At 67.4% G+C, this 23,299-nt stretch carries 25 protein-coding genes; 4 read left to right on the top strand and 21 right to left on the bottom strand.

Annotation, left to right across the window (positions count from 1 at the left end):
* Nucleotides 1-15: 15 nt before the first annotated feature.
* The 19 genes from IL252_RS02445 to IL252_RS02355 form a co-directional block, all read right to left on the bottom strand.
* On the bottom strand, nucleotides 16-1,881 hold the full coding sequence (locus tag IL252_RS02445; RefSeq protein ID WP_208626483.1) for a hypothetical protein: 1,866 nt from the start codon (nucleotides 1,879-1,881) through the stop codon (nucleotides 16-18).
* Nucleotides 1,878-2,366 (bottom strand): hypothetical protein, encoded by a 489-nt coding sequence (locus IL252_RS02440; protein WP_208626481.1) that lies wholly within the window; start codon nucleotides 2,364-2,366, stop codon nucleotides 1,878-1,880. The genes IL252_RS02445 and IL252_RS02440 overlap by 4 nt, the downstream gene beginning before the upstream one ends.
* A 90-nt stretch (nucleotides 2,367-2,456) precedes the next feature.
* Nucleotides 2,457-2,936: a type IV pilin gene (locus tag IL252_RS02435; RefSeq protein WP_208626479.1), complete on the bottom strand. Its 480-nt coding sequence runs from the start codon at nucleotides 2,934-2,936 to the stop codon at nucleotides 2,457-2,459.
* A 338-nt stretch (nucleotides 2,937-3,274) separates the two neighbouring features.
* A complete protein-coding gene (locus IL252_RS02430; RefSeq protein WP_208626477.1) occupies nucleotides 3,275-3,868 on the bottom strand; it encodes a hypothetical protein in 594 nt (197 codons plus the stop codon).
* 137 nt (nucleotides 3,869-4,005) lie between these two features.
* Nucleotides 4,006-4,485 (bottom strand): type IV pilin, encoded by a 480-nt coding sequence (locus IL252_RS02425; protein WP_208626475.1) that lies wholly within the window; start codon nucleotides 4,483-4,485, stop codon nucleotides 4,006-4,008.
* 296 nt (nucleotides 4,486-4,781) lie between these two features.
* Complete coding sequence (locus IL252_RS02420; RefSeq protein WP_208626473.1) at nucleotides 4,782-6,548, bottom strand: Na(+)/H(+) antiporter subunit D; 1,767 nt, start codon at nucleotides 6,546-6,548, stop codon at nucleotides 4,782-4,784.
* Nucleotides 6,548-8,221, bottom strand: coding sequence for a cation:proton antiporter (locus IL252_RS02415; protein ID WP_208626472.1), 1,674 nt, complete (start codon nucleotides 8,219-8,221; stop codon nucleotides 6,548-6,550). The genes IL252_RS02420 and IL252_RS02415 overlap by 1 nt, the downstream gene beginning before the upstream one ends.
* The gene (locus IL252_RS02410; RefSeq protein ID WP_208626470.1) at nucleotides 8,218-9,714 is read right to left on the bottom strand and encodes a monovalent cation/H+ antiporter subunit D family protein; all 1,497 of its coding nucleotides are present in this window, start codon (nucleotides 9,712-9,714) and stop codon (nucleotides 8,218-8,220) included. The genes IL252_RS02415 and IL252_RS02410 overlap by 4 nt, the downstream gene beginning before the upstream one ends.
* A complete protein-coding gene (locus IL252_RS02405; protein WP_208626468.1) occupies nucleotides 9,707-10,063 on the bottom strand; it encodes a cation:proton antiporter subunit C in 357 nt (118 codons plus the stop codon). Before IL252_RS02405 ends, IL252_RS02410 begins: the two co-directional genes overlap by 8 nt.
* Nucleotides 10,060-10,524 (bottom strand): Na(+)/H(+) antiporter subunit B, encoded by a 465-nt coding sequence (locus tag IL252_RS02400; RefSeq protein WP_015763808.1) that lies wholly within the window; start codon nucleotides 10,522-10,524, stop codon nucleotides 10,060-10,062. The genes IL252_RS02405 and IL252_RS02400 overlap by 4 nt, the downstream gene beginning before the upstream one ends.
* Nucleotides 10,521-11,057, bottom strand: a complete 537-nt coding sequence (locus IL252_RS02395; RefSeq protein WP_208626466.1) for a DUF4040 domain-containing protein — start codon at nucleotides 11,055-11,057, stop codon at nucleotides 10,521-10,523. Before IL252_RS02395 ends, IL252_RS02400 begins: the two co-directional genes overlap by 4 nt.
* Nucleotides 11,041-11,376 carry a monovalent cation/H(+) antiporter subunit G gene (gene mnhG / locus IL252_RS02390; RefSeq protein ID WP_208626464.1) on the bottom strand — a complete coding sequence of 112 codons (336 nt, stop codon included), beginning with the start codon at nucleotides 11,374-11,376 and terminating at the stop codon, nucleotides 11,041-11,043. Before mnhG ends, IL252_RS02395 begins: the two co-directional genes overlap by 17 nt.
* A complete protein-coding gene (locus IL252_RS02385; protein WP_153553898.1) occupies nucleotides 11,376-11,651 on the bottom strand; it encodes a cation:proton antiporter in 276 nt (91 codons plus the stop codon). Before IL252_RS02385 ends, mnhG begins: the two co-directional genes overlap by 1 nt.
* Nucleotides 11,644-12,678, bottom strand: coding sequence for a monovalent cation/H+ antiporter subunit E (locus IL252_RS02380; RefSeq protein ID WP_208626462.1), 1,035 nt, complete (start codon nucleotides 12,676-12,678; stop codon nucleotides 11,644-11,646). Before IL252_RS02380 ends, IL252_RS02385 begins: the two co-directional genes overlap by 8 nt.
* Before the next feature lie 133 nt (nucleotides 12,679-12,811).
* Nucleotides 12,812-13,963 carry a bifunctional phosphopantothenoylcysteine decarboxylase/phosphopantothenate--cysteine ligase CoaBC gene (coaBC, locus tag IL252_RS02375; RefSeq protein ID WP_208626460.1) on the bottom strand — a complete coding sequence of 384 codons (1,152 nt, stop codon included), beginning with the start codon at nucleotides 13,961-13,963 and terminating at the stop codon, nucleotides 12,812-12,814.
* Nucleotides 13,964-14,090: 127 nt separating this feature from the next.
* Nucleotides 14,091-15,566 carry a hypothetical protein gene (locus IL252_RS02370; protein ID WP_208626458.1) on the bottom strand — a complete coding sequence of 492 codons (1,476 nt, stop codon included), beginning with the start codon at nucleotides 15,564-15,566 and terminating at the stop codon, nucleotides 14,091-14,093.
* On the bottom strand, nucleotides 15,563-16,921 hold the full coding sequence (locus IL252_RS02365; RefSeq protein WP_208626457.1) for a DUF58 domain-containing protein: 1,359 nt from the start codon (nucleotides 16,919-16,921) through the stop codon (nucleotides 15,563-15,565). Before IL252_RS02365 ends, IL252_RS02370 begins: the two co-directional genes overlap by 4 nt.
* The gene (locus IL252_RS02360; protein ID WP_208626455.1) at nucleotides 16,918-17,622 is read right to left on the bottom strand and encodes a hypothetical protein; all 705 of its coding nucleotides are present in this window, start codon (nucleotides 17,620-17,622) and stop codon (nucleotides 16,918-16,920) included. Before IL252_RS02360 ends, IL252_RS02365 begins: the two co-directional genes overlap by 4 nt.
* Complete coding sequence (locus IL252_RS02355; protein ID WP_208626453.1) at nucleotides 17,619-18,653, bottom strand: DUF4129 domain-containing protein; 1,035 nt, start codon at nucleotides 18,651-18,653, stop codon at nucleotides 17,619-17,621. Before IL252_RS02355 ends, IL252_RS02360 begins: the two co-directional genes overlap by 4 nt.
* 135 nt (nucleotides 18,654-18,788) lie before the next feature.
* Here IL252_RS02355 and IL252_RS02350 point away from each other — a divergent pair, with 135 nt between their 5' ends.
* On the top strand, nucleotides 18,789-19,811 hold the full coding sequence (locus tag IL252_RS02350; RefSeq protein ID WP_208626451.1) for a M48 family metalloprotease: 1,023 nt from the start codon (nucleotides 18,789-18,791) through the stop codon (nucleotides 19,809-19,811).
* Between the two features lie 191 nt (nucleotides 19,812-20,002).
* Nucleotides 20,003-20,533, top strand: a complete 531-nt coding sequence (locus IL252_RS02345) for a type II toxin-antitoxin system RatA family toxin (RefSeq protein WP_244256727.1) — start codon at nucleotides 20,003-20,005, stop codon at nucleotides 20,531-20,533.
* 88 nt (nucleotides 20,534-20,621) lie between these two features.
* Here the strand turns inward: IL252_RS02345 and IL252_RS02340 are convergent, their stop codons facing one another.
* Nucleotides 20,622-21,296, bottom strand: a complete 675-nt coding sequence (locus IL252_RS02340; protein WP_208626447.1) for a halocyanin domain-containing protein — start codon at nucleotides 21,294-21,296, stop codon at nucleotides 20,622-20,624.
* Between the two features lie 174 nt (nucleotides 21,297-21,470).
* On the opposite strand from IL252_RS02340, the gene IL252_RS02335 reads away from it, so the two are divergent.
* Together IL252_RS02335 and IL252_RS02330 are read left to right on the top strand one after the other, a co-directional pair.
* Nucleotides 21,471-22,211, top strand: coding sequence for a hypothetical protein (locus tag IL252_RS02335; protein WP_208626445.1), 741 nt, complete (start codon nucleotides 21,471-21,473; stop codon nucleotides 22,209-22,211).
* Between the two features lie 59 nt (nucleotides 22,212-22,270).
* Nucleotides 22,271-22,456: a hypothetical protein gene (locus IL252_RS02330; RefSeq protein ID WP_208626443.1), complete on the top strand. Its 186-nt coding sequence runs from the start codon at nucleotides 22,271-22,273 to the stop codon at nucleotides 22,454-22,456.
* Nucleotides 22,457-22,518: 62 nt separating this feature from the next.
* Here the strand turns inward: IL252_RS02330 and IL252_RS02325 are convergent, their stop codons facing one another.
* Nucleotides 22,519-23,274: a hypothetical protein gene (locus IL252_RS02325; RefSeq protein ID WP_208626441.1), complete on the bottom strand. Its 756-nt coding sequence runs from the start codon at nucleotides 23,272-23,274 to the stop codon at nucleotides 22,519-22,521.
* Nucleotides 23,275-23,299: the final 25 nt, after the last annotated feature.

The following is a 23,299-nucleotide window of genomic DNA, read 5'->3' as shown; positions in this document are numbered from 1 at the left end:
CACAAAAACCCGTCGTCAACGGAGCGGGATCGCGTCGGCCAGTGCGCGCACCATCGGCAGGGCGTGTGCGCCACCCAGGCCGAAGTACTCCACCGCTGCGAACGCGACGAACACCGTCGACGACGCGAGCGCCAGCCCGAACAGTGCCGCGCCGACTCTGTCGAAGCGGTCGCTCGCGACCGACAGCAACGACCAGCTGCCCAGAGCCAGCGCCACGGCGAGAGCGAGGACGGCGTGAAACTGGAACGCTTCGGCACGGCCCACGTCGAGCGCGACGAGCGCGACGAGGACGAGCTGGCCGCCGATCAGCACGCCACCGCTCCAACTCCAGAGCACCGTCCGCCAGTGGGCGTCGAGTGCTCGCCCGATCGGTGGGAGCCTCACGGCGAGGCAGACGAGGATGGGAGCGACGGGGAACAGGTACCGAACGGTCACCTGAGCGTGGAGCGGGAGTGAACCGATGTACACGAGCGTCAGCGCAACGGCAGCGAGCGCGAGGAACGCGTCGGCGGGCGTAACCCCACTGGGAAGCGATCGCCGCTCGACTGCGCGTTCGATCGCGACGAGGCTGGTCGAAACCGCTGCCGCAACCGTCGCGAGGACGGGAGTGGACTCCAACAGAGTGAGATTCCCCTCTGGAGTCCCCTCAGCGCGGTCGGCGACAGTCTCGATGTATCCACTCCGGACGAGTGTTCGATAGGCGGCTGTCGGGTCGGTCTGGAGCGAGTGAATCCCGCCCCGAACGAGTCCGAGCAGTTTTATCAGTGGCTCTACCGCGGACTGTCCGAGGACGATTCCGACGCGTACGAATTGTGGGAGAATCGTCGTGTCACTGCCACCAGACCCGTCACCCGAGGACAGTTCGCTGGTGAGCGAGATGTCGCTTCCCTGGCCGACGGTCCGGAGCATCCGGGGAACGGTCAGCGGATCGCCGGTGATGAGCGTGTTCGTCACGAACAGCGGGACGAGCGCCAGCAGGAAGACTCCGCCGAGCACACCCAGGGTTCGCGGGCCGTTGTCCGGTGCCGTCGCCACGTCGACCAGCACGAACGGAACGAATAGTACTAGCGCCTCTGGCGCGTGAACCCACGCCAACAGCGCCAGCAGCGCGTAACAGACCGCTCGCGACTCAAAGGCCCAGTCGCGCTCGGCGTCGCGGCTGTAGGCGAGTCCCAGGGCGACCGCCAGCGCAACCGCGGCCGTGACGACGTGGCGCTTGGGGACGGTCGCCCAGAACGCCAGGGGCGTCCCACCCACGACTGCGACGGCGGCGACGACGCCACGCCGTCGACCGTCGGTGAACGAAACGAGGCGATACGCCAGCGTGCCGACGAAGGCACCGGCAGTCGCGTGTCCCAACTGCAACGCGAGCTGGTGGTGTGGGACCGGATCGATCGGCCGGACCAGCGCGACGTTGAGCAGGAACACTACGGCGACGACACAGCCGCCGCCGAGCCGTGCGAGGCGCTCGCGGCCGAACTGCCGGCCGGCGACGAGGATCGTTCCGTACACCAGCAGCGACCACACCGCCACCAGCGCGACGGGGAGGTCGGCGACGACCTCGATCCCGCGGAGGGCAGCGAGGAACGGCAGCGCGAGGACGATCACGCCGTAGTTGCGCGAGTACGTCGAACCGCCGTAGAAGTTCGTCCCTGGCGACCGGAGCGAGCCGTACTCCGGGTCCGTCAGCGCGATATTGCCGTCGGCGACGGCAGCCAGCCCGTTGGCGATCGTGTAGGTGTCGTTGATCAGAAAGGCCGTGCGCCACAGCGCCAGAAACAGACAGAGGCTCCCGAGAAAGACGAGCAGCCCGACGCGGTCGCCAAAGAGGAACCGGTAGGACAGCCCGCCCACGCGCGTCCTCGACTCGCGGTCGATCACTCGATCACCTCCACCGTCGCCGAGCGCTCGGCGACGACCCGGCTGGTGTCGTTCGCGCGCACGACCACCTGCAGGCGACCCTCGTAGCTCGTCTGGTTGACCGTGTCCGGGGGGAACGTGTCGTCGGACATCGACGCCGCGTACGAGCCGACGCTCTCCGTCGAGAGGAAGTGCGTCGTCGACCGCGTGTACCCGCGCTCGTCGATCTCCAGCCGGTAGACGAGCAACGGCCGGCCCTCGACGGCGGTGATCGCCACGGTCGCGTCGGGCACCCGGAGCGTGTACTCGCCGGCTCCGAACCGCCCCGCCGTCAGCGTCGCCCGCTCTGGCAGCGACGCCGACTCGACCGTGACCGATCCCGAACCGTACGCGGGCGTCTCGGCCTCGCTCGTCAGATCGACGGCCCCCACGAGCGGCCCGGAGGCGAGCGTCGTCACCACGACGAGCCCGACGACTCCCCAGACGACGGCCCGGTCTACGTCCATCGTATCACGGCAGTGCGACACGGGAAATAAAGCTGTCGTGGACAGCGCCGTCGCTCACCGGTCGAAAAAATGGAGGAAAGAGCGCGGTCGTTAGGCGTCGGGACCTTTGTCCGAAGAAAGGGTCGATGAAGTGTCCCCTTCTGCACTCTGGTAGATGACGTTAAAGTTGTATTCTGAGTTGGCACCGACATCATTGGAGTCGCCAGCGACGACCTCAGAGTCGCTTGATGAAGTTCCCTGCCAAGTGCCCGCAGAGTCTTGGTCTACACTTGAGGTTCCACTGATATCACCCGAACTTTCGAAGCCGCTTCCACGAACATAGAGCTCGTCTTCATTAATCGGGTCTCCACTATCGTGAGTAATAGTGACTACGCCCCGTTCGTTAGACGCATCTGTTTGCTCGTAATCGAAGCTGAAGCTTGCGGTTGGCGTTGTCGAAGTCTGGTCACCGAGTCCGAGGACGAACGACGCGATGACGGCTGCCAGGATCACCGTGATGGCGACCATCAGGATGACACCGATGACAGGCGATACCGCGTCGTCGTCGTTGAATAGCTGTTTCAGATCCATGGTTTATCACGCACACCCGTCCACAGCGAGCGGGGCATCCCCTGCCCCCCTGCTCGCGGTGGGTGCTACCTCAATCGATACTGCCGGGGGTACTTATACCCTGTCTACGTTTTATCGCTTCAACCACGCGCTGGGACGCTTCAAGAGGGCCTTGGATACTCGATATCGAGGGGTGCAGCAATCTTCACCGTTGATAATGATTGTGGCGTCGTCGACGGCTTCCTGTGGTGTAATCGATCCGGACCAGCGCCCTTCTGGCCCGCAGGCCGTCACGCTGTTCCGAGACACACCGCTGGTGCTCGCAAGTCATTCGAGCGCAGTCACAGACCGCTCTGGCGTCACTCCTCGTCGGCCTCGTCGTCGCAGTCCTCGACGGGCTCGCCGTACTCCGTGAGCGTCATCGTCCGGCCGGAGAGGGTGTGGTAAGCCGCCGCGGCGGTGAGGATCGTCGCGAACAGCGTCGCCCAGACCAGCGGCGAGACCAGCGTGAAGGGGAACACGCCGACCCACAGCGTGGCGATGATCGCCAGACTCACCGCGCCAAAGGAGAGGTAAAACTCCCGCCAGGGGAACTCTCCGCCGGGGACGATCTCCAGATACACCGTCAGATCCTCGGTCTGTGGCGTCGTCTGGATCACGCCGTCCTCGGAGTCGTAGGCGACGATGCCGGCGTCGTCCATCTTCGGCAGGTGGGTCTGCTGGAGCGTCGTGTACACGCGCTTGCGCTGGGTCGACGTGACGCTGGTCTGTGGGCAGTCGTACTCCAGGGAAGCGACGTAGTCGGCCAGCTCCCCGAGTTCGACCGGGCCGCCGTGTCGACGGAGGTACTGGATGACGTAGCGCCGACGCTTGTTCTGGAGCACCTCGAAGATCTCGCCTTTCGAGAGCGTCGGGTGCGTGCCCGTGGCTTGCGCTGCGTCGGCGTTACTCACAGTGTATCGGCCCCCAGCCGGTGCAGTCCCACGCGACCATCCTTCGTACAACTGGAATGTGGGATGATCCTATATAATCACGGCGGTTGCCCTCTTGATTGACATAACGGGCGAAACCGAGAGAAAAACGGCGTCAGTTAGGCGTCCGGGCCGTCCCAGCGACCGAGCGTCGCCGAGTTGCCACCCTCTGCGGGCTGGTAGGTGACGCGGACCGTCGCGCCGCTGAGGTCGATATCTGGCGAACTGTTGAAAGAGTCTGTATCAATTGTATCGGTCGTGCCGGCAGAAACTTCCGAGTCACTGGAATCCCCAAACAGGTTGTGATCATAGGTGACGTCCCCTCCTCCAGCCTTTTGTGCACCCGATACAGATGCTTCAATTTCGTTCGCACTGATGGTCTCACCGCCGTTGTGAGTTACTTGCAGTGTATCGCTCGTATCTTCAGTGTAGTCGAAGCTGAAGCTGGCTTGCGGTGCAGTGTTGCTGATCTGGTCCCCGAGGCCGAGGACGAACGTTGCGATCACGGCTGCGAGGATCACGGTGATGGCCACCATCAGGATGACACCGATCACCGGGCTCACAGCCTCGTCGTCGTCGAAAAGTGCTTTCACGTCCATGTGTTGTCTCCGTTCGTCGCGCGCCTGCCGGGGGCGGTCCGTCGATGCCGTCGCGACATCCCATTCGGGACACGCTGTCCGGTGGTCACGCGCTTGTCCGGAAATACCCGAGACGGGTAAATAAAGGCTCTTGCGCCAGTATCAAAGCAGAAAATTAGGCCTCGCTTGAGACGGTACTTTCGGGCTTCAGCGGCGGGTTGGCGGCAGAATCAACGAAGATAATGGTCGACAGCGTTCGTCTGTCGGCGGTTCCGTTTCGACGGGGGTGCGAGTTCTGAGCGCCGCGGTCGTCGCGGTCAGAACAGCAGGATCAGCCCGACCGTGACGAACAGCGCGAGCACGAGGACGCTGAGGCCGATGCCGGCCCGCAGCGTTACGGGGCCGTCGTCCTGATTGCTGGGCTCGAACCGTGCGGCCACCCGTTCGGGGTGGGTCGCGACGGCGGTCGCGGTGGTCGCCGTCCGGACGGCGACGCGGTCGACCGCGCCGTACAGTCGGATCGTCCCGAGGACGAGGCCGCGCGCGCCGTAGAACACCGCCGGGTTGTAGATGCGGTCCAGGTCCGGCACGCGTCCGAGCTTCGAGAGGGGCTTTTTCGTGGCGTAGAATCCGATGAGGCCAAGCACTGCGAGGACGACGCCCTCGGCGACGTGAGGTACCGTGTAGGTCTTGTAGGGGTGTGCGAGGCTCTCGGCGGTCACGTCGACGGGGAGAATCGCGAACAGCGCCGCGTCGTAGAGCCCGTAGACCACACAGAGGACGGCGACGACGACCATCGCGACGCTCTGGCCGCGGTTGGCGTCTCTCACCTCGCCGTCGTGCTCGCCGTGGAAGAAGGCGTAGTAGCCGAACTTGATGAACGACATGAACGTGCCCACGCCGCCGAGCAAGAGGAGCAGCTGTAGCCCGGTGTACTCGCCGACGTGGACCAGCGCCTCCTTCTTGAAGTCGTAGTGGCTCGCCGAGATAACGATACCCTTGCTGACGAAGCCGTTGAAGCCGGGGAACCCGGCGATCGAGAGGGCCGCGACGCTGAACGCACCGGCCGTGATCGGCATCTCGCGGGCGAGGCCACCGAGTTTCTTCAGGCTCTCCTCACCGGTCCGGTAGATGACGACTCCGGCAGTCATGAACAGCAGGGCCTTGTAGAGGATGTGGTTGAACACGTGGGCGAAGGCCCCGCCGACGCCGAGCACCGATCCGATGCCGACACCGGCGACCATGTACCCGACCTGTGACTGGATGTGATAGGAGAGGAGCCGCCGCATGTCGTTCTGGAGCAGGGCGTAGAAGACGCCGAAGACGGCCATCGCACCGCCCATGTAGGCGATCAGCAGGTGACCGTCGGGGAACGCCCGGTACATGCCGTAGACGCCGGTCTTGGTCGTGAACACACAGAGGAACACGCTGGCGGCGATGTGCGGGCGCGGGTAGGTGTCTGGCAGCCAGGTGTGCAGGCCAACGAAGCCGACGTTGACGCCGATCCCCAGCGCGGCCAGGATCGCGGCGGGTCCGGCGGCGATCCCGTCGCCGGTAAAGAGGAACGTCCCCGCCACGCTGTAGTGCCAGAGGATCGCCCCCATCAGGAGGCTGCCGCCGAGGCCGTGCAGCAGGGCGTAGCGAAAGCCAGCCCGGACGGCCTTGCCGCCGTAGTGCCAGACCAGCAGCGTGCTGGTGACGGCCATCAGCTCCCAGAAGAAGATGAGGGTGAGCCAGTCACCGGCAAACACCGCGCCGACACTGGTCGCGACGTAGGAGAGTGCGAACGCCGTCTGGACTCGCTCGGCGTCGCTGGCCAGCGAGTACAGCACCGCCACGGCACCGATGATCCCGAAGATCAGGCCCATCAACCGCGAGAACTCGTCGACGTTCAGCAAGACGGCGTCGAACCCGAGGAAGGTCACGTCGTGGTAGACGCCAGCCGAGATCGACAGCGACCACGGGACCAGCGCGCCCGTCGCGAGGATCCCCAGCCCGTGACCGACGCGGCGGGGGAGCACGGCCACCAGCAGCGCGACCGCCAGCAGGACGAACACCGGCGGGACAGTCGCCAGCCCCGTCATCAGGCCATCACCCCCACGTTCTCGACGACGGTGGTGACGATCTCCAGGAAGACGGCGGTGTTGGGGACGATCCCCAGCACGACCGCGCCCGTCGCCGCCGCCAGGATCGGCCCGAGCATGAACCACGTGCTCTCACCGCCCCGCCAACCGGCGGCGGTCCAGCCACCCTCGGGCGGCCCGCCGTGGTGGTCGTGTGCTTCGTCGTACTTGCCGAGGTGATCGGTCTCGTAGGGCTCAGGCTCGTCGTCGTCGTCGACATCTTCGACCGGACGGCCCCCGTCGGTCTCGACGGCGGTCTGGCCGCCGAAGACCCCCCTGAGGAGGGGCTTCTCGTCGTGGTCGTCGGGCGACTCGAAGTACGCCTGGTAGACGACCGGCCAGAAGTAGCCGATGTTGAGCACGCCCGAGAGCAACAGGGCACCGGCGAAGAACCACCCGCCGCCCTCGATCGCGCCGATCACGATGTACCACTTGCTGACGAAGCCGGCCAGCAGGGGGATGCCGGCCATCCCCGCGCTCGCGACGGCGAACGCGGCCATCGTCAGGGGCATCCGCCGGCCGATCCCGGCCATGTCGGAGATGTCGTCGGTGTGGGTCTCGACGTGGATCGCGCCGGCACAGAAAAACAGCGTGAGTTTCATGAACGCGTGGGCGGGGATGTGCAAGAGCCCGCCGATCAGCGCGTTCTCTCTGAGCAACGCGAGCCCGAGGACGATGTAGGACAGCTGGCTGATCGTCGAGTACGCGAGCCGGCGCTTCAGGTTGTCGCGGCCGAGTGCGATGATACTCGCGATCAGGAGCGTCGCCGTCGCGACGACGGCCAGCGGGAGCCCGACGCCCAGGCTCTCGACGGTCTCGGGACCGAACACGTCGAGGATCACCCGTGCGAGCCCGAAGACGCCGCTCTTGACGACGGCGACGGCGTGGAGCAGCCCCGACACCGGCGTCGGCGCGACCATCGCGTCGGGCAGCCAGGAGTGCATCGGCATCAGCGCGGCCTTGACGCCGAACCCGGTCACCAGCAGCGCGAAGATGGCGCGAGCGATCGTCGGGTCGGTCGTCGCGAGTTCGGCGATACCGCCGGGCGTGAACGCGGTCGTTTCGGTCGCCGCGTACAGCAACACCGTCCCGGCGAGCACCGCGACGCCGCCCCCGAAGGTGTAGGTGAGGTACTTGCGGCCGGCCGCGCGGGCCTCGTCGGTCTCGTCGTGGGTGACCAGCGGGTACGTCGCGACCGTCAGCAGCTCGTAGAAGACGAACAGCGTCAGGAGGTTCGAAGCGAAGGCCACGCCCACCGCGGCCGCGAGGCTGGCGGCGAAAGAGGCGAAGTACCGCGTCTGTGCGTGCTCGTCGAGGCCGCGCATGTAGCCGATACTGTAGAAGCTCGTGACGATCCACAGCAGGCTCGCCAGCAGGCCAAAGAGCAGGCCGAGCGCGTCGACTTCCAGTGCCAGCTCGATGCCACTGGCGAGGGTAAACAGCGAGGCCTCGTGGGTCTCGCCGCCCCAGACGACGCTCGGGACGAGACTCGCGATCAGGCCGAACTTCGTCAGCGCGGCCGCGATCGTCACGCCCTCCCGGAGGTTCCGTCTGCTACTCGTGGCGAAGATGAGCGGAATCGCCAGCAACGACGCCAGAATGGCGAGTACCGGTCGCAGTGAAGGATCGATCATGGGTGTGGGAAAGTACTGACAGTCTGTTCGACGATCTGTTCGACCAGGGGTGCGGTCCCGCCGAGGACGACCGCGAGCAGGGCCGCGGCGACGACGACGGCCACCATCCCCGTCGACACCGCCTCGCGTCCGTCACCGCCGTCCGGCACCGGCGTCACGTCCGTGGTACTGGCCGAGGGCGGCGCGGTGAAGTACATCCGCTCGAACAGCCGCGCGAAGTACGCCAGCGTCAGCAGCGTACTCGCGAGCAAGACGACGACGAGCGACCACCTGCCCGCCTCGACCGCGCCGACGACGATGTACCACTTGCCGACGAAGCCGACTGCCGGGGGGACGCCGACCATCGCGAACAGGAGCACGGCGATGGCGGCCGCCGTAACGGGTGCGCGCTCGCCGAGTCCCGCGTACTCCGCGAGCCGTCGTGCGCCGGTCCGTCGCTCGACGATCCCGGTCGCGGCAAAGAGTCCGCCCTTCATGACGGCGTGGCCCACGAGGTGGACGAGCGCACCGACGATGGCCGCCTGGGTCCCCACCGCGAAGCCGGCGATCACCAGCCCGAACTGCGACACCGAGGAGTACGCCAGCATTCGCTGTACGTCCGACTGGGCGACGGCCAGCAGGCTCCCGGCGACGATACTGACCGCGGCGACGGTCAACAGCGCCGTCTGTGCGATCGGCACGGCGTCGAAGAAGCCGACGGTAAAGACCGAGAACAGCAGGCGTGCCAGCGCGTAAGCCGCGACCGTCGAGACCAGCGCCGAGATGAGCGTGCTCACGGTGTCGTGGGCGGCGGCGTAGGCGTCGGGCTGCCAGGTGTGCAGCGGGTAGAGTGCGACCTTGACTGCGAGGCCACCGATCATCAGGCCGAACGCCGTCAGCACGAGCGTAGAGTCGTAGCCCGCGTCGGCGAGCTTGACCGCCAGATCGGCCATGTTGAGCGTTCCCGTCGCCGCGAGCAGGTAGCCCGCACCGAGCAGGTACAGCGACGCGCCGATCGTCCCGATGATGAGGTACTTCAGCGCGGCCACGGCGGCACTGGCGGACCGACCGCTCGCGACGAGGCCGTAGGCGGCCAGCCCCGTGATCTCCAGGAAGACGTAGAGGTTGAACACGTCGCCGGTGGCGGTCATCCCGGAGAGCCCGGCGACCAACAGTAGGTACTGGGCGTAGAAGCTGTCCGCGTGGGGGCCCGCACGACGAGCGTACGCGAGCACGCCCAGGGAGACGGCGGCGATCAGGACGAGCACGACCGCCGAGAGCCCGTCGACGACCAACTCGATCCCGTAGGGGGCGACGAACCCGCCCGGGACGTACGACACCGCGCCGCCGTCGACTACCGTCATCGCCAGTGCGACGGCCAGGACGGTCTGGCCCAGCAGCGTCACCGTCGCGATCGGCCAGCCGAGACGGTCGGTGAACAGTCCGAACAGTAGCGGGAGCGCGCCGCCGACGATCGGCAGCACGATCACAAGGACAGGGGCGTGTTCAATCATGGTTGAGTTCTCGCAGCACCTCCTCGTCGAGCGTCCCGTACTCCGCGTAGATGCGGACGATCAGGGCGAGTGCGACGGCCGTCAGGCTCACGCCGACGACGATCGCGGTCAGGATCAGCACGTGCGGGAGCGGACTGACGTAGGGTCCCGCCCCCTCGTAGACGACGGCCGGGCCGGCACCGTTGCGGTAGGCCGTCGTCACGAAAAACAGGAAGATCCCCGTCTGGAAGACGTTCATGCCGATGACTTTCTTCACGAGGTTGCTCGACTCGACGAGCATGTAGACGCCGATCCCGAGCAACGCGACGACCGCGTAGTAGTTGTAGTGTGTCAGGAACGTGTCGATCACGACTCGTCACCTCCGTCGATCGCGTGGCCGAAGCCGGCCGCGATCACGAAAAACAGGCCGATGATGACGCTGGCGACGATCCCGCCGATCCCCAGCTCGACGAGTTCGATGCCGTACTTGCTGGCTTTCTCGATGGGGTACAGGTGGTATTCGAGGAACGTGCCACCGAGCAGGATCGATCCCAGGCCGATGCCGGCGAACGTGAGCACGCCAAGTGAGGCGATCGCCACGACGAGACGGCTGTCGAGCCAGTCGCGCGTGGCCTCGATCCCGTAGGCGAACGCGAGCATCATCACGACCGAGCCCGCGATGACGCCGCCCTGGAACCCGCCGCCGGGCGAGTCGGCCCCGTGGAACATGATGAAGAGGCCGAAGGTGAGGATGAAGGGGGTGACGACCCGCACCGTGGTCATGATGACCGTACTCTCGACGTACAGACCGGGCTGTTCGGCGTCGCTCATGCGAAGTCCTCCCGTCGGAGCACCGACAGTGTCGCCACGCCCGCGACGAAGACCACGACGGCCTCGCCGAGCGTGTCCAGTCCACGATAGCCCGCGAGCACCGCGGTCACGGCGTTGTGGACCTCCGTCTGGTCGTAGGCGTTGTCGAGGTAGTACTGGCTCACCTCGCCGTCGACGACCGGATTGTCCGGGCCACCGATGGCCGGGAGCGCCGGGATCGTCGAGGCCATGACGGCGACGAAGACGACGACGACGATCGCCGTCCGGAGGCTGATCGACTCGAAGCGCCGTTCCTCGCTGGGCCGGGACGTGTTGGCGAGCGCCAGCAGCAGCAGGATCGTCATGACGCCGGCCCCGACCGCGGCCTCGGTCAGGCCGACGTCGGGTGCCTGCAGGACGATCCAGATGATCGAGACTCCGAGGCTGTAGGCCGCGAAGGCGATCACCGACGCCAGCACGTCACGCAGTACTGCCGCCCCGAGCGCACAGCCCAGGACGAACACGAGCAAGGCGAGTTCAACTGTCGTCGGCACTGTCTGTCACCTCCGTGTCGTCGGTCGTCCACGGTTCGATGCCCTGGTCGTTGGCAGCGCGAGCGATGGCGTGGGCGGCCGTCGGGTTCGTCAGGAAGATGAACACCAGCAACAGGACGGCCTTGATCGTCGCCAGCTCCGACTGGATCGCGATGGCAGCGCCCGCCAGCGACAGCACGGCGGCCAGCGTGTCGCTCTTGGAGGCCGCGTGGGTGCGGGTGTACACGTCGGGCAGCCGCACCAGTCCGACGGCCGCGACGAACGCGAAGAAGGCACCGACGACCGCGAGGCCGACGGCGAGCCAGCCGATCGGCTCCATCACAGCACACCCCCGCGCTCGACGTTGAACTTCGAGAACGCGATGCTCAGCAGGAAGTTCAACAGCGCGTAGACCAGCGCCACGTCGAGGAACAGCTGGTCGTCGAACGCACCTGCGAGCAACGCGATGGCGATGACGGTGTTGGTGCCCACGACGTTGACGGCGATCACGCGGTCGTGGGGTGTCGGTCCCTGATACACGCGATAGAGGGCGACGATGGCGAAGCAGACGAACAGCGCCGCGACGCCCTGCAGGGCAGTGGACAGTTCAATCATCGATTTCCTCCCCGTCCCCCCGCTCGGCGGGGCTCGCGATCCGAGCGGCGGCACGGCCGTAGAAGACGAAGCGAACGGCCCGTTCGAGCACGCCGTCGAAGAGATCGTCTCGCGCCGACTGGGTCAGTGAGTGGATCGTGAAAGAGCGCTTTGCCACGTCGACGGTCAGCGTGCCCGGCGTGAGCGTGATGCTGTTTGCCAGCGTCGTCACCGGCGTATCGCCCCAGACGGCCGCTCGGAGGCGGACCATCTTGGGGTCGATCGGTAGCGATGGGTGTAACACGACGTACGCGACCTCGACGTTGGCCTTCGTGATCTCCCACAGCAGGAAGGGGGCGTACAGCCCCATCCGTACGACCTGGCGTCCGAGCCGTCCGAACGACGGCTGTTCGCTGAAGGCGACGGGAGCTAGCAGGACCGCGACGATGCCGGCCGTCACCGCGCCGGTCAGTACGTCGAACAGAGACAGCGACCCAAGCACGAGGTAAAACAGCAGCGACGCGCCGAAGACGACGGCTGCTTTCCGCAGGGTTTCGGCACGCGCGAGTACGGTCCGGCGGGTCTGGCGCTCGACCGGTGCCTCTTCGATCTCGATGTCGCTACGTGCGAGATCGACCTGCAGCGGACGCAACATCGGCGCGGAGCCGCCGGGATCGTACTCGGGGTCGAGGACGATCCGGTCGACCCCGTTCGCTGTCGCGTACTCGATGAGCGTCTCGGCGTACTCGCCGGGCGAGAAGAGATACCTGTCGAGGCCGACGATGTCGGTCTCGACTGCGATCCCGTCCGCCTCGCTGCGGTCTTCCTGGGCCCAGGCCTCGACTCGTTCGAGCAGTTCCCTGTCGGCGGCCAGCTCGTCCGGGCCGTCGGGATCGATAGCTCTGCCACTGGCGACGACGACGAAGTGAACGGTCGCTTCCCCGGTTTCGGCCGCGTCACCGGCCGTCTCGATCGCGTACGAGACGGTGTCGCGTAACGTCACCGACTTGGCGACCGGCACCAGGAACGTTCGTGTGTTTGATGTCACAGTTGTCCAGTCCGAATACGGATCGTTGACGCGTGTTTCGACTCATTCTGGAGGTACTTCGGCCCACGCATAACTATTTCGGGATCCAGTTTCGTCCGTCAGTTCGGCGGGTCCCACACGCCGTGCGTGGCGGTTACAGATGTTCCGTCAGCGCCGCGACGACCCGTCGCCCGAGTCCCTGCTTGTCGCCCTCGTAGGTCGATACGTCGTCCCCGACCAGCAGCGCCCGCGTTCGCTCGGCACCCATCACGGCGGCGTCGTTGGCGACGACGAACGCCATGTCGACGCGGTCGCGAATCTCGCGGGCCCGTTCGACGAGCGTCTCGTCGTCCACGTCGGTCTCGGCTTTGAAGCCGACGATCGGCAGTTCCGGCCGCTCGGATCGAACGGTGTCGACCAGTTTCGGCGTCGGCGACAGCTCCAGAGTCAGCGAGGACTCGCCGGACTTGATCTTGTGGTCGCGCTGCTCGACGGTGTAATCCGAGATCGCCGCCGCCGAGAGGAGCGCGTCGGCGTCCGCACAGGCCTCCGTGGTCGCCGCCGTCATCTCGGCGGCGCTCTCGACGCGACGGACCTCCGCGACGGGCACGTCCGGACCGTCGTGGACCAGCGTCACGTCGGCTCCGGCGACGTAGCAAGCGCGAGCGAGCGCCCGACCGGTGCGCCCCGACGCCCGGTTCGACAGCGTCCTGAGCGGGTCGATCGACTCCGTCGTCGCGCCGCTCGTGACGACGACGTGCTCGCCAGCGAGGGGGCGCTCGCCGGCTGCACGCGCCGTCGCGGCGACGATCGCGCCCTCGCTGGCGATCTTCGCTTTCCCCTCTTCGAGCCGTGGGGCCACGAAGTCGACGCCCCACGACTCGACGCGGTCGATCGCGTCGAGCACGCCGGGGTGGTCGTACATCGGTTCGTGCATGGCCGGCGCGACGACGACCGGGAGATCCGCGCCCAGCGCCGTCGTCGCACACGTCGTCACCGGCGAGTCGTCGATCGCACCCGCGATCTTGCCGACCGTGTTGGCGGTCGCTGGCGCGATCAGCAACACGTCGCCCCACCCGTCGACGCCACACAGTTCGACGTGTTCGACCGCTCCCGTCAGCTCCGTCACCACCTCGCCGTCCGTCGCGAACTCGACGGCCCACGGGTGGACGATGCCCGACGCGCTGTCGGTGACGACGGCCCGGACGGTCGCGCCCTGGCGGCGAAGCTCGTGGGCGAGTTCGACGGTCTTGACCGCCGCGATCGAGCCGGTCACCCCCAGGACGACGTTCACTCCCGAAAGCATTGCCGGTGGTTAGACGCGGGGTAGTATATAATGTCGGGCGACGGCTTCACACTGCCCGCCGGGGGATCTGTGGCCCGTCTCACTCCCTCGAAGTGGCGAGTAGCGAGCCCAGTGACGGCCAGCCGTCTCATCGCTCGCGCTGGCGGAGGTAAGCGGCCACCAGGAAGCCGACCATCGCGACGACGAGCGCGCCGAGCCCGAGGACGGCTCGGCTCTCCGCTCTCGGACCGGCGGTCGGCGCGGCCATCGGGACGACGGAGTGGAGTACCGTCACGAGGACGACGGCACCGCCGAGCACGAGCGTCGTCGCGGTGACGTGGACGAACTCGGCGCGGTCGGTCCGGGCGCGCTGGCCCAGCTGTCGTCCGATGCCGATCGCGTGACTCCCGAGGTCCCAGCAGAGGATCGCACCGGCGACGCCGACGAAGAGCCCGACCGCCGGCAGCGAGTGCAGGCTTCCGACGATCGCGGTCCCAAAGAGGAGTCCGCTCCCGAGCGCGTATCCGGATCCCGGAGTCGGCACTGCTCGATGGTTCGCGAGCGTCCGAGCGACGTAAGCGACGACGGCGACGCCGAGCATCGCGCCTGTGAGGGCGAGCAGGGCGACCGGAGCGATGCCGACGGGGGCCGCGGGTAACGCGCCGTCGACAGAAATATCGACCACACCGGCCCACTTCCCGATCTCGATTGCGACCACGGCAGTGGTCGCGAGCACACCGCCGGCCGCCAGCGCGAGCCGGTCCGTTGGCGCTCCGCCAAGCACCACGACGACCAGTCGCTGGAGCTTCCCGACGACGATCAGGGCACACAGTCCGACCACGACGACGAGCAAGCCGTGTTGCAGGAGTCCCGTGCCGAGGACCGGTTCGAGGACCGGCCCGAAGAACCGCTCGAAGGATCGGGCAGTCTGTGGCACGAAGGCCAGCACCACCTGCACTCCCAGAGCGGCCACGTACGTGTCTGGCATCCCCGCTGGTGTCAGACTGACCCGATCGAGAGACGCCAGCACCGACTGCTCACCCTCGTCCGTGCGCGCCGCCCAGCGATCGAGCACCGGGATCGCCGCCGAGAGGAGGAAGCTCGCCGCGACGAGCAGACACTGCACGACGACGAGATCGAGCAACGTCCAGCGCCCGACGACGCCGAGCCAGAACTGGTGGAGCCACGGGAGGACCCGTACTGCGCCGAGCCAGCCGCCGACGACGATCGCACTCCCGACCACTACCACGGCGACGTTTGCCCTTGCCCAGGTGCCGAGCGTCCGGTCACGCGCTCGGTCGAAGCCGACTGTCGCGTCGATACCGACCAGCGTGACGGCGACGCCGACCGAAATCGGGACGAGACTTGGGAGCCCGTTCGTCCCCGCGACGATCGAGAGCGTTCCCGCGACTGCGAGAATACTCCCGCCGGCCTGACGCAGCGCCGACGGTTCGTTCAGACCCCACGTACCGACGGCGATCGAGAGACCGCCACAGACCGTCAGCACCGTCGCGAGCGGGACGCCCACACTCCAGCCCAGCACGATTCCCACGGCCGCTGCGACGAGCAGCGAGAGCGTCGCGGTGTGTCTGGCGGGCGTCGTCCGGAGTTCGAACTCGTTCATCTCGACCACCGCTCCTGTGCCCGCCTGAGCGCCACAGAGAGCGACTGGTCCGGGTCCCAGTCGACGACGCCGACGCTGCGTCGCAGCGACTGAACGCGATCCGCTCGCGTGATCCGTTCGACGAGCGTCCCCGGCGAGTCCCCGCCGGTCACGTCCGGAGAGACGACGGTGACATCTCGTCCGTAGGCGGCGAGTCGCCGTGCCGCGCGGGACGCGCGCTGGTCGAGCAGGGGCGTACAAAAGAGGATCTGCGCCCGGTCCGGGAGACGCCGGTCGAGGTCTCGCACGTCCCGATCGCGACCGATCGATCCAGGCCGGCTACGTCCGCCCGGTTCGAAGCCCCCGTCGACGACTGCCGGCGTCTCACTGTCGAGCGCACCGTCGAAGAACCGACGGCCGTCGAAGCCTTCGAGCACGGAACCGTCCGTCTCGGTGTGGTCGGGGTGTCGGCCTTCGAGTATCAGCGTTCGGAGCTTGAGCAACTGGGTCCGCGTCGATCCCGGCGAGAGGACGGTTCCCCGATCGAACAGCGCCCCACCGACCTGGTGACTATCTTCGAGCAGTGCCGTACCGATTCGTTCGGCGGCGTAGCTGACGTACTGGGTCGCCGTCGGCGAGTGTTCCGACGCGGCGAAGTCGACACGCGTGTCGGCGACGACGACGTACGCCGCCGCCCGCTGGGCGCTGTACTCGACGGTGGCCAGCTCTCGGGTCCGAGCGAACCGCTTCCAGTCGATCCGGGACAGCGAGTCTGTCGAGTGGTAGGAGCGAACGGAGTGAAAGGACACCCCCCGACCGGGCGAGTCCGTCTCGATCCGGCCGGGGTACGGCAGCGTCTGTGTGCCGGTGACGATGTCACGGACGTCGACGGTGCAGTCGATCTCAGTCTCGATCGGGACCGTCTGCCGATCGGCCGCGTCGCCGGCCAGCGATCGGCACTCGACGGTCGTCGGCTGGAACTGGTGTGTGCCACGGCGAGCGCGGACGCTGTAGGTGAACGACACAGACTCGCCGGGCTCTACGGCAGTCCCGACTCTCGGGGAGCCGTCGGTGACAGCGAGTCGCTCGGGCACCCCGTCGACGATCCGAACGTCGGGCGCGGCGCGCTCGTCGTGGTTCGTGACCGTCACGGTCACGTCGACGCTCTGTCCCGGCGTCGGTGTCGCTCGTGACACCGATCGCTCGATTTCGAGGGCCGGCGCTGGCGGTCCGGTGGTCGCCTCGTAGGCCGTGTACACGAGGCCGACGACGGCTGCGAGCAGCAGCGCCGGTTCGCCCGCGAGTAGCCCGGCACTGCCGGCGACCAGCGCCACGGCGAGCCCCACGTCGCGGTTTTTCACCTGGTCGCTCGTCACGTCGTCTCGACCTCCATCTCCCGTGCGAGTTCGACGACGGTCGCCTCGACCTGTCGCTGGAAGGCGTCTCCGCGCGCCCAGTCTAGCAGCCGTAGCGTCACCGACGGGACGACCGACCCCTCGGAGAGGAAGGCGGCCGCTCTCGGGTCGTCGGTCCAGCGTCCCGACTCGATCCGGCTGCGTGCCGTGCTCGCGGACCACCCTCGCTCGGCGGTGAGCACGCGGACGGCAAGCTCGCGGAGCTTCTGTCTGATCTTGTACGCACGATAGGCGTCCCTCGGGTTCATCTCGTCGACGACCCCATCGATCCGTTCGAGTTCGGCGTCGAGCTCTCGACCGGGCTGGGTCCCAGTCTGGCCCGTCGGCCGGTCCTGCGCTGGCTGCTCGACGGGGTTCTCGTCGTCGACTTCCCATGTCGTCTCTCGGGGCGTCGCTCCGTCGTCGGCCGACAGCGCGTAGAGTCCGAGTAACCCGACCACTCCGCCACCGAGCAACACGGCCACCCGGACCGTCTCGCCCATGCCGACGGCCACCTGAGGGACGTACCGTGCCGGTAGGACGCCGACGACCAGGGCACAGACGAGCGCGAGTGTGCCGAGGCCGGCGGCGTATCGCCACCGGCCACCGCCACCGGGTTCGTCGTCGACCGTCTCGGCGGTGACCGTCGCCGAGTCGGTCACGCGTTCGTCGCGTTCGGTCATCGCTCCTCACCTCCCCGGATCGAATCGAGTGCCGCCCGTGCTCGTTCCAGGCGACTGTCGGACTCCGCGTCCGGCCCGTATCTGGTCCGGCGAAACAGCTCGGTGAGCCGCCTGACCGGTTGGGGTGGGAGCCCCTGATCGATGGCGGCACGGGCGTACTCTACCGGCGTCGTCGCCGTCGGATTCCGGACGGAGACGCGCTCTGCCATCCGCTCCCAGGCCACGACGACGCTCTCGACCGGTTCCGGCCCCGCCGCCTCGTCGGGTTCGCCGCCGCCGGTCGCCCGTGGATCTGTCTCGGGAGTGTCACGCTGAACCGGCGTCGACGAGAGTCCGTCGTCGACGAACGACACCGCATCGCTGCCGACTGACGCCAGTGCAGCGAGCGGCGAGACGATGCCGGCAGCGAGTGCGGCCGGAACGCTCACCGCAGTTCGGGCGAGCATGCCCGCGACCGGGCCGACACCGCGCCCCAGTGCCTGGAGGACCCCACCGATCACGGTTCCGAGGTCGTCGAGCACACGTGCGATCCCGTCGGCAGTCGTCACCAGCACGGCCGCGGTCACCTGCGAGAGGCGCGGCAGTGACGGGAGTGCTGGGAGGGAGAGGCTGGGGACACCGCCGGAGCCTCGACCGTCGTCCGTCTCAGTTCTGCGAAGCGTCACCACCACACCGAGGAGGATGGCGACGGCCCCGCCGACACCGAACAGGAGCGACCAGTGCGGACTGGCCGAGCTGCCCCCGCCTGTTTCGCCGTCGGCGGGCGTGTCACCTCTCGGTGTCGGCGTCGGTGTCGGGGTGGCCGTCTGCCCGGGCGTCGACGCCGCTTCGGTGGTCCGTTCGTTCTCTCCCGTCGCCGGTGTCGCGGTCGCTGTCCCCGTCTCGATGGGTGTCGTCTCCGAGATACCCGTGTCGTCGGGTGCCGAGCCAGACAGGTCTGCGTTCAGACCCGGCTGTATCAGTACCGAGCCATAACAGAGGGTCGCGATACAGAGGAGGGCGATGACTGCGCGAGGACGATTCGTCGCCACGGTTACTTTCGAATCTCACGTCTCGGTGTAAAGCGTTCCCTTTCCACGGCACACTGCCATACGGAGCCGAAGAGTTTTCGTTACGGGCCGGCGACGATCACACAAATGACCAGTCGGGTGGATCTACGGCGACGGATGGCGGGAACACTCGTCGCTCTCCTCGCGGGCAACGTCGCCTTCGTCGTCGTCCTCACCGTCCTCTTCGAGCCGTGGCTCGCCCCCGTCCGTGCTGTGGTTCTGGGAGCGATCGGCGTCGGCGGCGCTGCAGCGGGGACGCTCTGGTGGGTGGTCGTGACCGCGCTGCTTCTCTGTGGCTTTCTCTGGGCGCAACTCCGCTACACGCGTCGCCGAACGCTGGCCGAAGTCGACGCCCGGACGGTCGATCGCGAGGCGTACCCGGACCTGCACGCGCGAGTCGATCGGCTGGCCCAGCTGGCGAACTGTCCGCCGCCGACCGTCGCCGTGGCGGACTCGTCGGTTCCGAACAGTTTCGCGGTCGGCACGGTCCGATCGGCGACGATCGTCGTCAGCGATGGACTGCTGGCGACGCTAGACGGTGACGAACTGGACGCGGTGCTCGCACACGAACTGGCCCACGTCGCGAACCACGACGCGACCGTCATGACGCTGGCGAGTTTCCTCCCCGCCCTCACTAACGGCGAGTATCGGCCGCTCGCAGACACCGTCGGTCCGGTCGGCCGCCGCGCAGTGCTGGCCGGCGGTGCGCTCGTCGCCGGAACTGCGCTGTCTTCGGCCGTCGGGAGCCCGTCGGGGACCGGGGTAGAGCGGCTCGTGGCCGTCCTCGTGCTCGCCGGTGGGACGTACCTGCTGGCTGGCATCGCGCTGGGTGTGCTCACGGCCCCCGTCGCGTACCTCGCTCGCTCTCTCTCACGAGACCGCGAGTTCGCCGCAGACCGCGGTGCCGTCCAACTCACCGGCGAGCCGGCGACGCTGGCGAGCGCGCTGGAACGCGTCGACGACAGCGTCGCCAGCAGTCCGGAGACGGACAAGCGACGCGCCTACGAGGGGGTTCGAGGGCTGTGTTTCCTCCCGCACGGCTTCGAGCGCGACGCCGATCGGTCCCCCCTCTACATCGAGACGCGATCACACCCACCAACCGAGGCACGCATCGAACACTTGCAGTCGCTGTCGGTGTGACACTGTCTGGAACGCCGTCACCCACCGGTCTGGCCACTCTCTGCACGACGTTCCGGCGGGCGCTCCGACGCTGTACGCTCACACGCAGTGTCCCACCCTGATCCACTGCCCGAACGATCCCTCCGAAAGATCGCGACTCGCCCCGACGGTGGAGGGCCAGACCTATGCCGATCCCGGCCACACGTGTCACCGTGGACTCCGTCGACGTCAGCACCGTCGTGTACGTCTCGCCAGAGGAAGTCTACGAGTTCCTGATGGACTTCCCCGGCTACGCCCGCTACTCGAAGTACCTCACGGACGTAGAGCAACGCGGCGACGGGACGCCGGGCACGCAGTACGCGCTCCGCTTTGCCTGGTGGAAGCTCAGCTACACCGCCAGATCCGAGGTCGTCGCCGTCGATCCGCCGGACCAGATCGACTGGAAGATCACGAAAGACCTCGACGCCACCGGTCGCTGGCAGATCACGTCGCTCCCGGAAGAGCGACCCGCAGACGAGGACCACGCCACCGAAGTGCGACTCACGGTGAACTTCGATCCGGGGTCGGCGTCGTCGAGCGCGCTCGACCTCCCGCGGCTGGTGTCGATGGACTGGGTGATCGAGAAGGTAAAGCCGCTGATCCAGGAAGAGGCAGAGCGCGTTGTCGAGCGGATCGTCGCCGATCTGGAGGGGCATCGGCGCGACGTGGAACTGACGATTCACACCAGTCCCGACGCCGTCTGATACTGTCGGCCGGCGCTCACGGACGACGTTCGCGATAGAGACGTGAACCGATCGATAGCGGCGCGGTCCTGGCCGAAAACGGCGTGCGCTACTCCGGCGTGTCGTAGTCGCCGCCGTACTTCATGAACACGTAGGCCAGTCCCAGCGTCGCGGTCATCACGACCGACGCGGCGACGCCGAGGGACTTGATGCTCTCGGGGACGGCCGGCGCTGCGCTACTGGCACCGCCGCCGCCACCGCCACCACCGCCACCGCCGGAGTCGGCAGTCGGGTAGTCGGAGCCGACGACGACGGCCCCGAGCATGCCGAGGCTCTCGTGGGGGACACAGTAGTACTTGTAGATGCCGTCCTCCTCGAAGGTATGTTCGTACTCGACGCCGGTCGTGTCGACGGCATCGCCCGAGTCGAGTGGACCGTCGCCGTCGGAGACGACGTTGTGTCGCCCGCCTTCGCCGGTCCACTCGAACTCCACAGTCGCACCGTTGTCCACGTGGACGGCCGCCGGTCCGAAGCCAAAGGCCCCGCCGTTGGCCTGGGTGCCGACCTCGACGGTCACGGTGTCCTGGCCCGTCGCGTCGACGGTCTCGTCGAAGTTGCTCGTGTTGCTGAACCATCCGCTGTAGTCGGGGGTACCACCACCGCCGCCGTCGCCGCCCTCTTCTTCCTGGGCCGCCACGGTTCCGGCCGCCCCGGCAGCGGTCGCCGCGCCCGCGGCCGTCCGCATGAACCCACGGCGTGACACGTCGGCTGAACCCTCTGTCATACGCGGCGCTTGGGTGTCCCCCGTAGTATATACTTCGATACGGTTCCCCGGCCACCGACCGTCGTGCTGGAGCTCACAGTGACACCGCACCGCCGGCTGTCGGTGAGGTGTCCAGTTGCGGTGACGGTTCCACAGCCACAAGCGGTTAAATGGGGGCCACCCAAACGACGAGATATGTCCACCGGGAGCGAACAGGGTATCGTCGGGGGGATCCGGATCGACATCAAACGGCTTCACGAGACCTGGATGGCGCTGATCTATCCCCGCCAGCGGGCCACGGACGAGGGCGTGCTGGGCAAGTGGACACCCGACAGCCAGTTCGGACTCGCGCTTTACCGCCTCTGGTCGGCCGTCGGCCTCCCGGTCGTCGCCCTGACGTATCCGCTCGTCTTGCTGGGTGCGTTCCTCCGGTTCCAGACGCGACGGGTCGACAGCACCGCGACGCGACTCGGCGTCGTCGGCGTCGTCGTGCTGTCGGTGCTCGTCTGGGGAGCCCTGATCGCGCTCGCTCGGTACCAGCTCGACCTCGCGACCGGCGGGATCGTCGCGGTCGCCGCCGCCAGCCTCGTGGCGACTGTCTCGGCCGCGCTGGCGGTGGTCACACGCCGCGCTGGCGGACGAGCGGTGACCGTCTTCGTCTCGTATCCGTTCGGGGTGACGGCGATCTTCCTGCCGCCGGTCGTCGCGGCGCTGTTCTCGCCGGCCGTCGCCGACGCCGTGATCCCGCTGAGTGACAGCCTCGCACGCTGGCTCCTGTTCAACGTGATGGACCCGCTCGGTGCGGGGGACTTCCTCCGGGCCAACTTCGAGCGGGAGGGGGCCGCCCACGCAATCATCTGGTTCGGGATCTCCGTGCCGCTGGGCTGGCTGCTCGGACTCCTCGTGACACTCGCCGACCTCGTGCGCCCGACGTGACTGCCCGCGGGGATCACCGTCTCGACAAGGCTTTTGATCGCAGCAGCTAAGCGTCACACATGGAGTTCAACACCACGGTCACCGCAGCCGCGTTCGTCGTCCTCTTCGGCGTGCTCGCCGGTGGGACGATCACCAGCCCCATGCCTCAGACGCTGAGCTTCGGTATCACCGGCGGACTGCTCGTGTTCGGACTACTCGTCCTGTTCGTCGGCGTCAAGCACGGCGAGTACCGCGCCAGCCACTAGCGAGCGGCCGAACCGATCGATTCGTCGGTCGAACTGTCGTCCTGGGGTGGAAACAATCCCTCTCAGTGGCTACCGTCGAAGACGCTTTCCGGATCGATCACGCGCGCTCCAGTCGCGGCTCCGTCCCCGACAGTCACGGTGCCAGACTGGTCCGCACCCAGCAGGATCGTCGCACCGGCTCGCATGGGAGCCAGCACACCGGCGACCAGCGTCCCCGGCTCGGTCAGCGGCGCGGCGATCGTCACCTCGTCGGTTGCGGTGAGATCGTACTCGTCGACGACGCGGTCGGCTCCGGCCAGCAACTCGCCGTGGGTGTACGTGCGATCGGCCGCCAGCACGGGATCGTCCGGATCGAGGTCTGCGGGCGGTGCCAGTGGGTTCTCGCTCCAGGCCTCCCGTTCGAGGTGTGCGACGGTCGGATCTTCGGGCGGTCCACCGTAGGCCAGTGCCTTCGTCCCGGGTGCCAGCTCGTAGCGGGCGACCCAGTCGTTGGGCGCGATCATCGCCTTCGCGTCGACGCTCGTCGGCGGTGCGGGGTCGACGACTGCGCCGTCGACCGCCGCCGCGAGGACGGCGAGGATTGGGTCCGGAGTCCCACCGAGCCAGCCCGGTTCGTCGTCCGCAGTCGGCGCTTTCGGACCGACGACGACGGCGACCCGTGTCCCCTCGCGCACGCCGTAGTGACGCAAGAGATTGCCGGTCTTCCAGACGTTGATCGCGAAGTCGGCGTAGCTGTACGGTGCGGTTCGTTCGCTCGACGCGAACAGCGAACCGTCGCCGTCGCGTGCGTCGGCGACGAGGTCCCCGAGTGTCTCCATGGCTGGGGGTTAGGACCGGGGTAAG

The sequence above is a fragment of the Halomicrobium sp. IBSBa genome, from assembly GCF_017612575.1.
GTDB lineage: Archaea > Halobacteriota > Halobacteria > Halobacteriales > Haloarculaceae > Halomicrobium.
This window is presented reverse-complemented; position numbering and strand designations above follow the sequence as displayed.